The 13718-nt window shown below is 61.1% G+C and carries 17 protein-coding genes; 2 read left to right on the plus strand and 15 right to left on the minus strand.

Going from position 1 to position 13718, the window contains the following annotated elements; translation table 11 throughout:
* Positions 1-123: 123 nt before the first annotated feature.
* The 6 genes from TM5383_RS15930 to TM5383_RS16775 all read right to left on the minus strand — a co-directional run bounded on the left by TM5383_RS15930 (position 124) and on the right by TM5383_RS16775 (position 5226).
* On the minus strand, positions 124-891 hold the full coding sequence (locus tag TM5383_RS15930; RefSeq protein ID WP_058320043.1) for a MauE/DoxX family redox-associated membrane protein: 768 nt from the start codon (positions 889-891) through the stop codon (positions 124-126).
* Positions 892-909: 18 nt separating this feature from the next.
* Positions 910-1113 carry a hypothetical protein gene (locus tag TM5383_RS17040; RefSeq protein WP_231725192.1) on the minus strand — a complete coding sequence of 68 codons (204 nt, stop codon included), beginning with the start codon at positions 1111-1113 and terminating at the stop codon, positions 910-912.
* On the minus strand, positions 1110-1847 hold the full coding sequence (locus tag TM5383_RS15935; protein ID WP_231725193.1) for a DUF305 domain-containing protein: 738 nt from the start codon (positions 1845-1847) through the stop codon (positions 1110-1112). The genes TM5383_RS17040 and TM5383_RS15935 overlap by 4 nt, the downstream gene beginning before the upstream one ends.
* Positions 1848-1922: 75 nt before the next feature.
* Positions 1923-2315 carry a Cu(I)-responsive transcriptional regulator gene (gene cueR, locus TM5383_RS15940; RefSeq protein ID WP_058320044.1) on the minus strand — a complete coding sequence of 131 codons (393 nt, stop codon included), beginning with the start codon at positions 2313-2315 and terminating at the stop codon, positions 1923-1925.
* 12 nt (positions 2316-2327) lie between these two features.
* Positions 2328-4838 carry a heavy metal translocating P-type ATPase gene (locus tag TM5383_RS15945; protein WP_058320045.1) on the minus strand — a complete coding sequence of 837 codons (2511 nt, stop codon included), beginning with the start codon at positions 4836-4838 and terminating at the stop codon, positions 2328-2330.
* Positions 4839-5013: 175 nt separating this feature from the next.
* A complete protein-coding gene (locus TM5383_RS16775; protein ID WP_143570315.1) occupies positions 5014-5226 on the minus strand; it encodes a hypothetical protein in 213 nt (70 codons plus the stop codon).
* Positions 5227-5382: 156 nt separating this feature from the next.
* Here TM5383_RS16775 and TM5383_RS15955 point away from each other — a divergent pair, with 156 nt between their 5' ends.
* A complete protein-coding gene (locus TM5383_RS15955) occupies positions 5383-5577 on the plus strand; it encodes a heavy-metal-associated domain-containing protein (protein ID WP_058320047.1) in 195 nt (64 codons plus the stop codon).
* A 2-nt stretch (positions 5578-5579) separates the two neighbouring features.
* On the opposite strand, the gene TM5383_RS15960 is transcribed toward TM5383_RS15955, so the two are convergent.
* The 9 genes from TM5383_RS15960 to TM5383_RS16000 form a co-directional block, all read right to left on the minus strand.
* Positions 5580-6308, minus strand: a complete 729-nt coding sequence (locus TM5383_RS15960; protein ID WP_058320048.1) for a DsbA family protein — start codon at positions 6306-6308, stop codon at positions 5580-5582.
* 1 nt (position 6309) lies between these two features.
* A complete protein-coding gene (locus TM5383_RS15965; protein WP_143570317.1) occupies positions 6310-6693 on the minus strand; it encodes a c-type cytochrome in 384 nt (127 codons plus the stop codon).
* A 98-nt stretch (positions 6694-6791) separates the two neighbouring features.
* Positions 6792-8177: a multicopper oxidase family protein gene (locus TM5383_RS15970; RefSeq protein ID WP_058320049.1), complete on the minus strand. Its 1386-nt coding sequence runs from the start codon at positions 8175-8177 to the stop codon at positions 6792-6794.
* Complete coding sequence (locus TM5383_RS15975; RefSeq protein WP_058320050.1) at positions 8174-9040, minus strand: CopD family protein; 867 nt, start codon at positions 9038-9040, stop codon at positions 8174-8176. Before TM5383_RS15975 ends, TM5383_RS15970 begins: the two co-directional genes overlap by 4 nt.
* Before the next feature lie 3 nt (positions 9041-9043).
* Positions 9044-9388, minus strand: a complete 345-nt coding sequence (locus TM5383_RS15980; RefSeq protein WP_076400267.1) for a copper resistance CopC family protein — start codon at positions 9386-9388, stop codon at positions 9044-9046.
* Between the two features lie 27 nt (positions 9389-9415).
* Positions 9416-9856: a c-type cytochrome gene (locus TM5383_RS15985; protein ID WP_082645518.1), complete on the minus strand. Its 441-nt coding sequence runs from the start codon at positions 9854-9856 to the stop codon at positions 9416-9418.
* Complete coding sequence (locus TM5383_RS15990; RefSeq protein WP_058320051.1) at positions 9856-10425, minus strand: L,D-transpeptidase; 570 nt, start codon at positions 10423-10425, stop codon at positions 9856-9858. The genes TM5383_RS15985 and TM5383_RS15990 overlap by 1 nt, the downstream gene beginning before the upstream one ends.
* A gap of 133 nt (positions 10426-10558) precedes the next feature.
* Positions 10559-11992 (minus strand): ATP-binding protein, encoded by a 1434-nt coding sequence (locus TM5383_RS15995; RefSeq protein WP_407702698.1) that lies wholly within the window; start codon positions 11990-11992, stop codon positions 10559-10561.
* A 5-nt stretch (positions 11993-11997) separates the two neighbouring features.
* Positions 11998-12726 carry a response regulator gene (locus tag TM5383_RS16000; RefSeq protein WP_058320052.1) on the minus strand — a complete coding sequence of 243 codons (729 nt, stop codon included), beginning with the start codon at positions 12724-12726 and terminating at the stop codon, positions 11998-12000.
* A 329-nt stretch (positions 12727-13055) separates the two neighbouring features.
* Here TM5383_RS16000 and TM5383_RS16005 point away from each other — a divergent pair, with 329 nt between their 5' ends.
* Complete coding sequence (locus TM5383_RS16005) at positions 13056-13718, plus strand: TVP38/TMEM64 family protein (RefSeq protein ID WP_058320053.1); 663 nt, start codon at positions 13056-13058, stop codon at positions 13716-13718.

Below are 13718 nucleotides of genomic sequence, written 5' to 3' on the forward strand. Positions count from 1 at the left end.
GCCCCTTCGGGCATCGCGCTGTCAGAAGTGCTGACCCCGGCTTCGGTTCTCGACGCGTTGGACGCGGCCGCGACCCGCAGCATCGCTTCGGACTAGAAACGGGATGCAAGTGTTACATCCGCTTCAAAACCATCCGAACGCCCGCGCGGGCATCCAGAGGCCCATAAAGATCATCATCAAGTTCTCCGTGAGCGAGACGAACCCCAGAGGCACGTTCGACGCCCCGCCAACGCAGGCGCATTTGAGCTCCCGTTTGTCGATGTAGACGGCCTTGAAGACGGACGCCGCGCCAATCGTGCCGATAAAGAGCGCTATCGGCGCGGCGATCCAGACTAAAGCGCCCGCGACCATGAGAACACCCGCAATGGCCTCGCCGAACGGGTAGACATAACCGTAGCGCACCCAGCGTTGGGCGAGCAGATCGTAGTTCAGGAACATGGTCGAGAAGCTCTCGATGTCCTGAAGCTTCTGGACCGCCAGGAAGCACATCGAGATCGCAATGAACCACTCGAAGGTGCGCAGCGTGAAAAGGGATCCGAAACTGGCCCAGCTGAGGCCAAGCGCCATCAGAAGCGCCATTGAAAATATCGCGATGACGGGCTGATAGGAGGTGTCGTCCTCGTCGGGCACATCTTGTCCGAAGTGCTTGCGCAGGGCTTCATAACCGCCGATCCGCTCGCCATCCATAAAGGTCTGTGGTGTTGTCTCGACCCCGTGTTCCTCCAAGAAAGCATCGGTTTCGGCACGCGACGTCAGGTGGTGATCCTCGACCTCATAGCCCTCGCGCTCCAACAGATCCTTGGATTTCAGACCGTAGGGGCAAAGGTGGTCGTCCATCACCATGCGGTACAGGACCGCCTCTCTGGTCGATTGGGAATTGTCCTTCGGCATAACGTACCCTCCGATCGGTCAGGTTTTGCAGGTCCAGTAGCCCATGAAGCCCACGGCCAGCGCCGGATCACCGCTCAGTTCGAACAGCAGTGTCGCGTCTTCAGCAGAGTCTCCCTCACCCGGCGTGATGGTCAATTGACCCCCATAAGTGCCAAGTACGCCGCCGTCGGAGATGTCGCCCTCGGCGCCGAACATCACCAGCGAGCCAGAGATTTTCGTCACGCCTGCCCGCTGCCGTCGGTGGCCAGAATGGGATCGGCGTTGACGGCCCGCACGAAGGTACAGGCGACACTTGACCCGAGGGCTCGGGCGATTTCATCGGTTGACAGAGGTGCTGGCCGAATACCTGCAATGACCGGTGTAGCGACCGCCTGTATCAGGCTGTCTATGCTGGCGGGGCCTGCAGACGCACCCAGCGGCCAGTCAGACCCGGCTTCACCGTTTGTCGCAATATCGGCGAGCAAATAGCGCATCTCCGAGATTTCGCGGTTTTGAGCATGCACAATCTCCTTCGCCAGTGCGGCGACCCGTGGATCTGTGATTTCCGCCCGTTCACTGGTCATGATCGCGATGGAATGGTGCGGGATCATCGCGCTCATCCAGCTTTCGTCCTGTACGGTTTCCTGGCTTCGAACCAGCCACAGGGCACCGGCGAACAGAGCTGCCGATCCGACAAAAACTGCCGCGTTGACGGTTGTGTTTCGATACATGCCAAGCATGAAGGTCAACATGACAATTGCCATGGTCGCGCCCATCACAAAGGTCATGTAGAAGCGTGTCTCACTCCAATAGACATGCTCGAATGCGTAGGTGTTCAGGTACATCAACCCGAACATCAAGGCGGTGGAAGTGCCGACCATCGCAAAGAAGCGACCATAGGGGGATTGCGCGTGGTCCTGCGATTTGGCTTTGGCCTCCTCGTGAGAATGCTGGGTTTCGAATGTAGATTCTGACATCGGAATTCCTCTCCTTCACCAAGCGAACAAAGTTCCAGCGCTGGAAGGTTCCCAATCCAAGCCATTTTTTTCGTGTTACTCCGTCGCGCCTGCCAATTCTCCCAAGATCGGGCAATCCGGGCGATGATCACCGTGGCAGGCATCGACGAGGTGCGACAGTGTTTCCCGCATCTCCCGAAGCTGCGCGATCTTGTCATCGATGGCCGACAGATGCTCTTCGGCGATGGCCTTCACCTGAGCACTCTCCCGCGTTTCGTCCTCGTAAAGGCTCAGAAGGACACGGCAATCCTCGATCGAGAACCCGAGCGCCCGCGCGCGACCGAGAAAAGCCAGTTTATGGAGGTCGGTTTCCCGAAACGCGCGGTATCCGTTGTCGCTTCTTTGCGGCCTGATCAGGCCGATATCCTCGTAGTATCGGATGGTTTTTGGTGGAATGCCGGACCGGTCCGCAACTTCTCCAATATTCATGTCCTTGCCCTCCTATTCAGCAGGTTGCGATTGCGTTTCGATCCGCGGCGCAGGGGGGGTCGCCTCTTCGCGCATCGCGGGGGTGATGCGGCGCAGACGCAGGGCGTTTGTCAGAACCGAAACAGAGGATAGGGCCATGGCACCCGCCGCAAAGACCGGCGACAGAAGCAGCCCAAAGGCCGGGTAAAGAACGCCTGCGGCGACCGGGATCAGCGCGACATTGTAGCCAAAGGCCCAGACCAGGTTCTGGCGGATGTTCGTCATGGTCCGTTTCGAGACCTCGACAGCATTCACGACACCGCGCAGGTCCCCGGACATCAGCACAACATCCGCGGATTCGATGGCAACGTCGGTGCCTGTGCCGATGGCAATGCCGACATCGGCGTGCGCCAGGGCCGGCGCGTCGTTGATCCCGTCGCCCACGAACGCGATCTTTCGGTCCCCGGCCCGCAAATCATCGAGCGCGGCCACCTTGCCATCGGGCAGGACCCCGGCAATCACGTGATCGATCCCGGTCTCACGCGCGATGGCCTCGGCAGTTTCCTGTTTGTCGCCGGTAATCATCGCAACTTTGAAACCGCGATCATGCAGGGCGGCAATGGCCTCCTGGCTCGCGCGCTTCACAGGGTCCGCGACAGCGATCACCGCCGCCAGTTCGCCGTCTATGGCCGCATAGAGCGCGGTCCGACCGCGGCTTGCAAGATCCTTTTCCCTATCCATCAGCGCGGCGATCTCGATCCCTTCGCGGCGCATGTGACGATCCGCACCGACCAAGACCTCTTGGCCCTCGACTGTCGCGGCAACGCCGTAACCCGTGACAGACCGAAAGCCCGTCGCAGAAGGCACAGCAACACCGTCGCTTTGCGCGCCGCGGAGAATGGCCTCGGCAATCGGGTGTTCGGACTGTGCTTCGACGGAGGCAATCAGGCCGAGAACGCGCTTCCGATCGAAGCCGTCTGCCACGATCACATCGGTAAGGGTCGGCTGGCCTTCGGTGACGGTCCCGGTCTTGTCGAGCGCGACGACATCGACCTCTGACAGCGCTTGAAGCGCATCACCCTTGCGAAAGAGCACCCCCATTTCCGCCGCGCGGCCGGTGCCCACCATGATCGATGTCGGCGTGGCCAACCCCATGGCGCAGGGACAGGCAATGATCAGAACGGACACACCGGCCACCAGTGCAAAGGTAAGCGCGGGGTCAGGTCCGACGGTCAGCCACACAAGAACCGTCAATGCCGACAAGACCATGACAGCCGGGACGAACCACAGCGTCACACGATCCACGAGGCCCTGGATGGGCAGTTTGGCCCCCTGCGCTTCTTCGACCATGCGGATGATCTGCGCGAGCGTTGTGTCCGCCCCAACCCGGACCGCTTGGAAGGTCAAGCTGCCGGTCCCGTTGACGGTGCCGCCCGTGACGTTTGCCCCCGCGGATTTCGCAACGGGAACCGGTTCGCCTGTGATCATGCTTTCATCGACATTGCTGGATCCCTCGGTCACCGCGCCATCCACCGGGATCCGCTCTCCCGGGCGCACAAGGATCACGTCGCCAACAGCCAAGGCATCGACATCCACCTCCTCTGCTGCTCCGTTCCGAATGACACGGGCGGTGCGCGCCTGCAGACCCAGAAGCGCTTGGATGGCAGCTCCGGTACGACCTTTCGCACGCGCCTCCAGCCAGCGTCCGACCAAGATGAGAACGACGATCACGGCCGCAGCCTCGAAATACACCGCACGCACGCCTTCGGGCAGAAGCGCTGGCAAGAAGGTGGCGACCACGGAATAGACCCAAGCAGCCCCCGTGCCGACAGCCACGAGACTGTTCATGTCAGGCGCACCTCGAAAGAGTGCTGGGAAGCCTTTCGTATAGAAATGACGCCCCGGCCCGAACAGGACGATCGTCGTGAGAAGGAACTGGATGATCCAGGAGGTCTGCGTCCCGATGCTGCGCTCGATCACCATGTGAAAGGCAGGTACAAGATGCGCGCCCATCTCGAGGATGAAGACCGGGAGAGTGAGCACCGCTGCAAGCAGGACATTGCGCCGCAGTCCGTCCGCCTCTTCCGCCTTGCGTTCCACCCGAGATTGGCTGGCGTTTGCTTCTGCAATCTCCGCCGGGTAGCCGATGGCCGCGGAGGCCGCCATGAGGTCCCCGGGCGATACTGTCCCTTCGAGATACTCGACCATCGCCGTCTCGGCGGCCAGATTCACAGTGACCGACACCACACCGGGAAGGTCGGCAAGCGCCTTGTCCACCCGTCCCACGCAGGAGGCGCAGGACATGGACGCGATGTTCAGGGTGATCTTCGCCGTCCGGGCCGGATAGCCCAGTGTTTTCAACGTTTCCGCAGCCTCGGTCAGATGAGCTGGCGTCTCGACAGACAGGCGCACGGTTTCAGAGGCAAGATTGACGGTGACGCCGGTCACGCCCTCCAACCCGGACAATGCCTTTTCAACACGGCCCACGCAGGAGGCACAGGTCATGCCCTCTATGCTCAGAGTTTTCTGGTATCTTTCGGTCATGGCGGTTCACCTCAATTCGAGCTTCAAGGCGAATATAGGGCTTCCAGTCACTGGAAGCTCAAGGGCAATTCACAAAAACCTTCAGCCACCCGTGTGAAGGGAGCATCACCTGTCTGTAACCAGCTGTTTCCAAATGAAATGTATCGGAATGTAAACTTGCTGGCCCGCCCGCTTGTCAGATATCAGAGGGCTCGGAGGTCCAACCATGCACGCCCAAAAGACACAAAATCACGGAACCGGAACCAAAATCATGCATGCCGGGATGTGGATCTGCTGCGCGGTCATGGTTCTGCCCCTGCTCGTCTTCTTCGCAGGCGGTGGGACCATCTCGGGGCTCTCCACCAGCCTCGGTGTGCTGGCCCCAATCCTGCTGTGTCTCGCGGCTCATGGGGTGATGTTCCTTTTCATGGGAAAATCCTGTCACGGGACCCGCCAGCCGTCGGATGCGATATCCCCCGAAAAACGCGCGGAGCCCCAGGCGACAGACGCTTGACCTTCCACCTGCTGGAAACCCTAAGCCTCTCCTAACCAAGGAGGGTCATCCATGAAATTCCATGTCCCGGACATGAGTTGCGGTCATTGCACGGCCGCTATCACCCGAGAAATTCTCGCGCTCGACCCGGCGGCGCAGGTTACCCCTGACCTCGCCGCCCGAACGGTCGCCGTGGAGACACGCCAGACCGGTAGCGCTGTCGCAAAGGCGATCGAGGCGGCTGGCTACAGCACAAACCCGGTCTGATCCTATTGCTCGGCCGCGCGGGCCTCTTCCGTCAGCCGGATCATCTGGTCCGCGTCGATGACACCTGGAACGAGCGCATCGCCGATCACGAAGGACGGCGTCCCGTTAAAGCCAAGGTCGCGGCTCATCTCCATCGATGCCGAGATATGGGCGTCAATCTCAGGCGCTTCCATGTCCCGGCGGAGTTCGGCGATATCGAGCCCGACCTCTTCGGCCACGCGGATGACGCTCGCCTCTTCCGCGCGGCCCTGCATCCCCATCAAAGCCCAGTGGAATTCCTCGTACTTGCCCTGTTCGCGCGCGGCCAGGGCGGCGCGGGCAGCAAAGACCGACCCCTCGCCGAGGATCGGCCATTCCCGGTAGACCAGTTTGACGTTCGGATCTTCGGCGAGCAGCGCTTCGATCTCCGGTTTCACGCGACGGCAATAGGGGCAGTTGTAGTCGAAGAACTCGACCACGGTCACATCGCCATCCGGGTTGCCGAGGACCGGCGCGTTCGGATCGTTCTCCAGAACATCCCGGTTGTCAGACAACACGCTTGCCGCCGCTGCCGCCTGGCGCTGCTGTTCGCGTTGTTCGATGATCTGAACCGCCTCGAGCACAATCTCGGGGTTCTCGCGAATGGCCTCGAGCACCAGCTCTTTCACCCTGTCCTCACTCAGCGTGTCAGCCTGTGCGGCCAGTGGCAGTGTCACTATGGCGAGTATCGCCATCACCTTGGTGATTTGCATTCTAATTCTCCCTACTCCGCGTCTCGCCTTCCGTCCGCATAGCTTGCATGTCCTGAATCCGTTCGGGCCAGGTTGATTTGATGTACCCCAGGATGTTCCAGATTTCCTGATCGCTCAGTTGATCCCCGAAGCCGGGCATCCCGCTGTCGAAGTCCATGCCCTGCGCCGCCATCACGGCGCGGCCCCCGAGCTTGGTGTAGTCAAACAGAAGCTGGTCCCCATGGTGCCAGGTATGCCCGGTCTCGTCATGCGGCGGCGCGGGCAATCGCCCGTCTTCGCCCGGGCTGCGCCAGTCCGGCTGACCCTCGAGATTGGCACCGTGGCAGGCCGCACAGGTCTCGGCATAGAGCGCTTTTCCCGCGACAATGTCGATGTCTTCGGGCATGATGCCGCGTTCAGCCTCAGCAGCTGCGCCGGTCCAGACATAGATCCCTGCCCCGAGGAGAAGCAGCAGTCCAATGCCCAGGGAGAGCGTAGCCCGGGTCACGCCACATCGATCCATGTCATCATGCCCGAGGCCGAGTGCGAGAGCATGTGGCAATGCAGCAGCCATTTGCCGGGATTGTCCGCGACAAAGGCAATGTCCCGAACCTCGCCGCGCTGAAGCAGCGTGGTGTCTCTCAGAGCCCCGAGGCTTCCGTCAGCTGCAATCTCGTGGAAATGCATGCCATGCAGGTGCATCGCGTGCGGGAAGGAGGTGTCGTTGGTGATCTTCATCCGGACCGTTTCGCCCAATGAGAGAGATGCCAATGGGGAGCCATCCATACCCCCAACCGATCCGTTGAAGGCCCAGAATTGCCCGGCTTGCATCATGTCGCGCATCGATGACATCCGACCGCCCATCATCGCGCCCCGCATGCCACCCATGGCCCCACCTTCCATGCGCAAAGCGATGTCTCTCGCCTCGGCCAGATTCGGCACGGGAACAGGATTCGGTGGCAATGCCAGCGGCGCTGCGCGGCGCGCGCGCGTGCCATCTGATCGCACCTCGAAGGCCACTTGAGAGAAACTCTCGCCACGGTCGAATTGTACGATATGCCCGGCACCACCCAACTCTGCGACGACATCGACAATCAGATCGATGCGTTGGGCGGGGGCGAGAAGAAAAGTCCCGTCATTCTTCTGTGGCTGACCCAAAGGCATGCCGTCCAAGGCAACAATCCAGCCGTCGAGCCCGTCCAGCCCCAGCTGAAACACACGTGCATTGGCCGCATTGATCAGTCTCAGCCTCAGCCGATCGTGGCGCGCCACGTCGCGCGACAGGTTATAGCGCCCATTCGTGGTGATGTAGTTCCCGAGCCGGCCTGCATGACTGAGATCATGCATCGCCCCGAAGGTGTCCGGAATCTGTGCTGTCTCGGGATCGATCAACCAATCATCGAGGATAAGGACCCCCTCATGATCGATGTCGAGCGCGTCGGGCTCCTCCACGATCAGCGCTCCGTGCAGTCCACGGGCGACCTGCTCAAACGACCGGTTATGGGAATGGTACCAGTAGGTGCCGGCGTCGGGGGCCACGAAGTCATACTCAAAGCTCTCTCCCGGAGGGATCGCATCCTGCGTCAGGCCCGCCACGCCATCCATGGCGTTCTCAATGCGAATGCCATGCCAGTGAACCGAGGTCGGCGCCGGCAGGTCATTGACGATCCGCCGGGTTACCCGCGCCCCTTGTGCAATTCTGATTTCCGGGCCGGGGGCGTGCCCTTCGAAGCCCCATACTGTTGTCTTTTCATATTGCTCCGGCAGCAATTGGAGATCGGTGACGCTGGCTCTCAGCGTCGCCAATGTCGTCTGTGCGGACAGGGCCTGCGGCATCACCGCCAAACCGGCGGCGCTGATTTTGAGGAAGTCACGTTTTGTCAGGCTCATGTCGGCACCGTAAGAACTGAAGTGAAGATGGCTGTTGCGAGTAGAATGACGCCAACGCAGAGCCATTCCAAGGAAATCGACTTTGACAGTTGCGTACCGACGCCGGGATCACCCCTTTGAAGAGCCGGTACGAGACGCACCTTATTGAGTGCTGCCAAAGCCAACAGCAATGCCACAGCGGCAAGCTTTGCCAAAAGCCACAGACCGTAGCCGGTTCCGAACAGGGCTGAGACGGATCCCACCAGGCGCCAGGTCATGATCGCGCCGGCAACGACGAGGAGCGGAACGGCGACAGCGGCGATCTGGCCAAAGCGATGCCCGAGGGCTGCGGCGTCACCCAAAGTGTCCGCGGACCGCGAGAGGCGGCTGAGTGGAAGGAAGATGCCAATCCAGAATGCCGCGGCAATGAGATGCGCAAACAAGACACTCTGAAACCACAGCCGATCCTGGCTCGCCACATGACCGATCTCGCAAAAGCTCCAGATCGCGACAGCGCCGCCGACCGCCGCCACCCATAGCCAACGCCCGCCAATCGCAGCGCCGAGAACAAGTGTCCCCAGTCCGAGGAGCCGGAACAGCAATGCTTCTCCGGGTGGGGTCTGCCATAGAAGGGCCAGAATGGACGGATCGACCATGCCGGAGACGTCATCCATGAGCACCGCACCCCGGACGGCAAATCCCAGAGCGGCCATTGCCACCGCCAGTGTGGCAAAGCCAATCGCCCAAATGCGCGCTGCGCGATCGAGTGCCGACATCTGGTCGGCGAGAACAAGTCGACAGAGGATAAGGCCTCCACTCGCGAGGACCCCGAGGTAGAGGAAGAACTTGGTGGCAATCGCGGCCAGTCCCCAGAGATCTGGCACGCCTCACTTCACCTCGAAGGTAAAACTGCCGGTCATGGGATGTCCATCGACGCCCAGACCGCGCCACTCGATCTGGTAGAGACCGGATCCCATCGGCACGAGCGGCAAGGAGAATTCTTTCACGAAGCCTGATTGTGCGCCGAGGTCGAGCGTTTCGACCTGGGTGCCCGCATGGGTCATTTCGACTTTCGTCAAACGCATCCCGTCGTTGAACCGCATCTCGAGTGTCTCGGGCACGTTTTCCAGGACCGCGCCATCGGCAAGCGTCATGCTTTCTTTTTCCGAATGCGCCAGCGCGTTCGTTCCGATCATGGCCAGAAAAACGGCAATTCCCAATATTTGCTTCACGCGGTTATCCTTCACTTGGTTGCCTGCTCAGTTTATTCCATTTGCCCGCTGCAATTCACGCACATATGCCACGATCATCTTTACATCCCCATCCGTCACGCCCGCCACGGGTGGCATGTTTCCAAAGCGCCAATGATGTGCCCGAACGCCGTTCTTCGCCGCCAGCAGGAAAGCACCGTCTCCGTGATGGCTGGGTTCATAGATCTTGTGCACCAATGGTGGGGCGACACCGTCCTGACCAGCGGCATTCGTACCATGACACACTGCGCATTTGGCCTCATAGGCCAATTTGCCGACCTGTGCGTTGGTCGAGAGAGTTTCTGGCAGAACAACCTCGACCATCGGTGCGCCGCCCGCACTGACGTCGCCGGAAGCTCGCTCTGCAGCGTCGTCGCCCTGCTCTGTCCACAAAAAGCCGACGGCCAGAATCGCCACGATCGCCAATGCAATGACGCTGTATCGCCCCATCAGATCAATTTGACCTGAGTGCCAACCGGGGTCCGATCAAAAACCTCGATGATGTGCTCATTGTAAAGACCGATGCAGCCGCTCGAAGAGCGTCGGCCGATCTTGCGCGTGTCATGTGTCCCGTGAATGCGGTAATACTGCCATGTCAGATGCAGCGACCGCACTCCAAGCGGATTGTCCGGACCCGGCGGCATGTAGGCCGGCAAAGTTGGGTCGCGCTCGCGCATGGAGGGTGTCGGCGTCCAATCGGGTTCCGGGTCCTTGAAGATGATTTCCGTATATCCCCGGCGCGTGAGTTCATCCGTCATCGGAACAGAAGTTGGATAGACAAACATGGTGCCATCCGCCGTCCACTGCTGGAGCGCGCGCGAAATGGTGTCCGCGATGATGATGCCTTTGCCCAGAGTATCGAAATGATCCTGCCAATTGTGGGTGCGGAAGCTCGACGCGTTGCGGCGCACGGGAGCCAGCGTTTCGGCGCGCAGCAAAGACGGCGCACACAGCATCGCAGTGCCGAGGCCGCCGGCAAAGCGGCGACGCGAGAGGAACGATTGGTTTCTTGCCTTCATGGGACTGCCTCTTTTCCATGTCGAACGCTTTGTTTTCTATCGAACTCTGGGAAGTGGCGGAATGCGATCAGCCCCGGAAATTTGTAAGGTTATGTATCAACGGTGAGAGACGCGAATTGCGAAACGGTCTGGGTCAGCCTGCTTGGCGGCGCTGAAACCCGTCTGTCGCGAGAGCGTCTGAACTCCGGGATACGGATGTCTCAGGACGCGCGATGGGCAGAGAGACGCGCGCCCGGAGACCGCCCTCGGCGCGATTCGACAGCGCGATCGATCCTCCATGTTGCAGCACGATGCTGCGCGCGATCGAAAGTCCCAAGCCATGACCGCCGGTTTCCAGGGAGCGCGATTGCTCAAGCCGCAGAAACGGCTGAAACACGTCATCAATATCAGCCTCCGGGATGCCCGGCCCCTGATCGTCGATGATGATGTCGATGCTGTCATCGGTCATCTCCCACGAGAGTGCAGGATCACGCCCATAGCGCAGCGCATTGTCGATGAGATTGCGCAAGGCGCGCCGCAGCGCCTTTGGCTTGATCTGCAGCCGGGCGTCCGGCCCGGCCACCAGGTCAAGCGCGTCACGGGTCTCGCCATGAAGCGTCAGCAGATATGTGCTGATGTCGACCTCCTCCAGCGCTTCATCCTGCCCGACACCGCGCGCGTAGGCGAGCGTGGCTTCCACCATGTCCTGCATCTCGTCGAGCGACGCGGAGATCCCTTCTTTGGTTTCGGGATCGTCGACCAGCTCGGCGCGCACGCGCAGCGCTGTGAGCGGAGATCTGAGATCATGGGCCAGCGCTGCCAGCATCTGCGTGCGGTCGGACACAAAGCGCGCCAGCCGCGCCTGCATGTCATTGAAGGCGGCCGACAGGTCCCGGACTTCGCGCGGGCCCGTTGGCGCGATCGGCTCATGCCCGCCGCCGCGCCCCAAAACCTCCGCGGCCCGGGCAAGATCGTTCAGGGGGCGGGTCAGGCGTGTCAGCAGAAACCAGAAGATGGCAAGCAGCAGCACGGCGACGGTGAGGGCGAAAGAGAGCGTGGATGCCCAGGACCACTGGATCGGCGGGCGCTCGAACCGCGTGCCGACATTGAGCCACTGCCCGCCCTCAATGGCGATCGAGAGCTCCATTTCGATTGCAGCCAGAGTGCCTTGCATCATTTCGGCGTGCATTTCGGCCATTTCCGGCGACAGGTTCGGCAAGGGCAGCAGCCCCTGTTCGATCTCATGCACTTCGACTCGGATGTCCCGGCTGTATCCATCGTTCAGGAGCGCGCGAACCCGCGCCTCGATGGCCCCGTTCTGGTCATGATGCGTATGGGTCACTTCGGGCGTGTCGCTCAACGCAAAGCGCACCAGGGGAGAAGTGGCCGCTGCTACGATCTCGTCATGCAGATCCAGCGGGGCTTCCTCGATCAGCCGTGCCACATTGGCCGCCCGCCCGGCCGCTTCACTGCCGATGGCGGCCTGCACGGCCAGCGAACGCTCATCGACAAAGAGCCACAGACCCACGCTTTGCGCGACAAACAAGACCGACACGACCAGGAGCGCGATCTGCGTGCGAAACCCCATCCGCATCACGCCTCGATCTCCACATCGGCGTTCAGACAATAGCCGCCGTTGCGCACCGTCGAGATGATGCGCGGGCGCAGCACATCAGGTTCGATCTTGCGGCGCAGTCGCGACACCTGATTGTCGATCGTCCGGTCCAGCGGTCCCGCCGTGCGACCGGCACTCAGAGCGAGAAGATCGTCTCGGCTGATGACCATCCGGGGGCGTTCGAGAAACACTGTCAGGAGCTTGGCTTCGGCAGTGGTCAGCGCCGTGGTCCCCCGCTCGGGCGTCACGACGTGGCGGGCATCGTGGTCGAATTTGATATCCGCGAACCAGGCTGTCTTGCCCGCAAAAGACCCGCCATGCGGCGGCACCGCGTCACCAGCGCGCCGCAGGATCGCGTTGATCCTCGCCAGCAGTTCGCGCGGATTGAAGGGTTTGGAAAGGTAATCGTCGGCCCCGGTGTCGAGCCCCTTGATACGGTCGTCATCCTCGCCGAGAGCCGTCAGCATGAGGATCGGGATCGTCTGGCGCTCCTGTCGCAATCTGGCGCATGCCGCAATTCCATCCTCCCCCGGCATCATGATGTCGAGCACGATGAGATCAATGGCGTCCCGGGCAAGTTGGGCATCCATCTCTTCTGTGTCGCTGACGCCTGTGGCACGTAGCCCGTTTTTCTCAAGATAGCGCGTCACCGAGCGACGAATCTCAGCGTGATCATCAACCACCAGGATATGGGCCTGAGATGACATCAGCGGTCCCCTCCGGGAGACTGGGGTCTTTTCGGCATCACGGCCGTTGAATGAAAATCACGCGTCATAAGAGGCAGAATAGGTTGATCTTTCGGGAAAGACCCGAACTTCCTTTGTCGCAAAATGTATCAATTGGCTCCAGGGTTGTTGACCCTCCAGTTGCTGGAAGCCCCATGTGGGCACGCATGATGGAACTCCCCTTTGATACCGCGTCCCCCTGTGTAGATCGGACCTTAGCGTACCCTGCGGGGCGGCTTGCGCATTTGATCTCTGGTCACTTGGATGCCTGGTCCGCCGCCTTCCTGTTCTCTTTTTGTGAGGGATAAGCTGTGCTGGCTCGGTTCCTCCTTCTTGTGGTTGTCCTTGCGTTGGGTGTTTTTCTGTTTGCGCCGGACCTCTTGGATGGACCCTTCGGCTGGCCGGACCGCGACAGGTTGCAGGCCTGGATCGATGCCGCAGGATTATTCGGGCCGTTCCTTGTCGTTACACTGATGGGTTTGGCCATCGTGGCAAGCCCCCTGCCCTCAGCGCCGATCGCGCTGGCCGCCGGTGCCGCGTACGGTCACACCTTCGGGACGATCCTTGTGGTTCTCGGCGCGGAGATCGGCGCGATCGCCGCGTTCCTGCTCGCCCGACATCTGGGCCGCCCCTTTGCGGAACGTCATCTGGGGCGCAACGTCGCCCCGGGTTTTCTCGGATCACAGAACACGCTCACCTTCATGGTCTTCGCCAGTCGGCTGCTACCGTTCCTCTCCTTCGATCTGATCAGCTACGCAGCGGGTCTCAGTCCGTTGCATCTGTGGCGCTTCGCCTTGGCCACATTGGCCGGGATTATTCCGGCCAGTTTCCTGCTGGCGCACTTGGGCAGTGCCGCGATGAACGGCGATGCCCGCACCGCCGCCTGGACCGCGCTTGCCCTTGGCGGTGCCACCGCCCTGTCGATGCTGTTTGCGCTGTTGCGCGAACGACAAACCCCTCGAAAGGAGAGCTGA

The organism is Thalassovita mediterranea (assembly GCF_001458435.1).
In the GTDB taxonomy this organism is placed as follows: domain Bacteria; phylum Pseudomonadota; class Alphaproteobacteria; order Rhodobacterales; family Rhodobacteraceae; genus Thalassobius; species Thalassobius mediterraneus.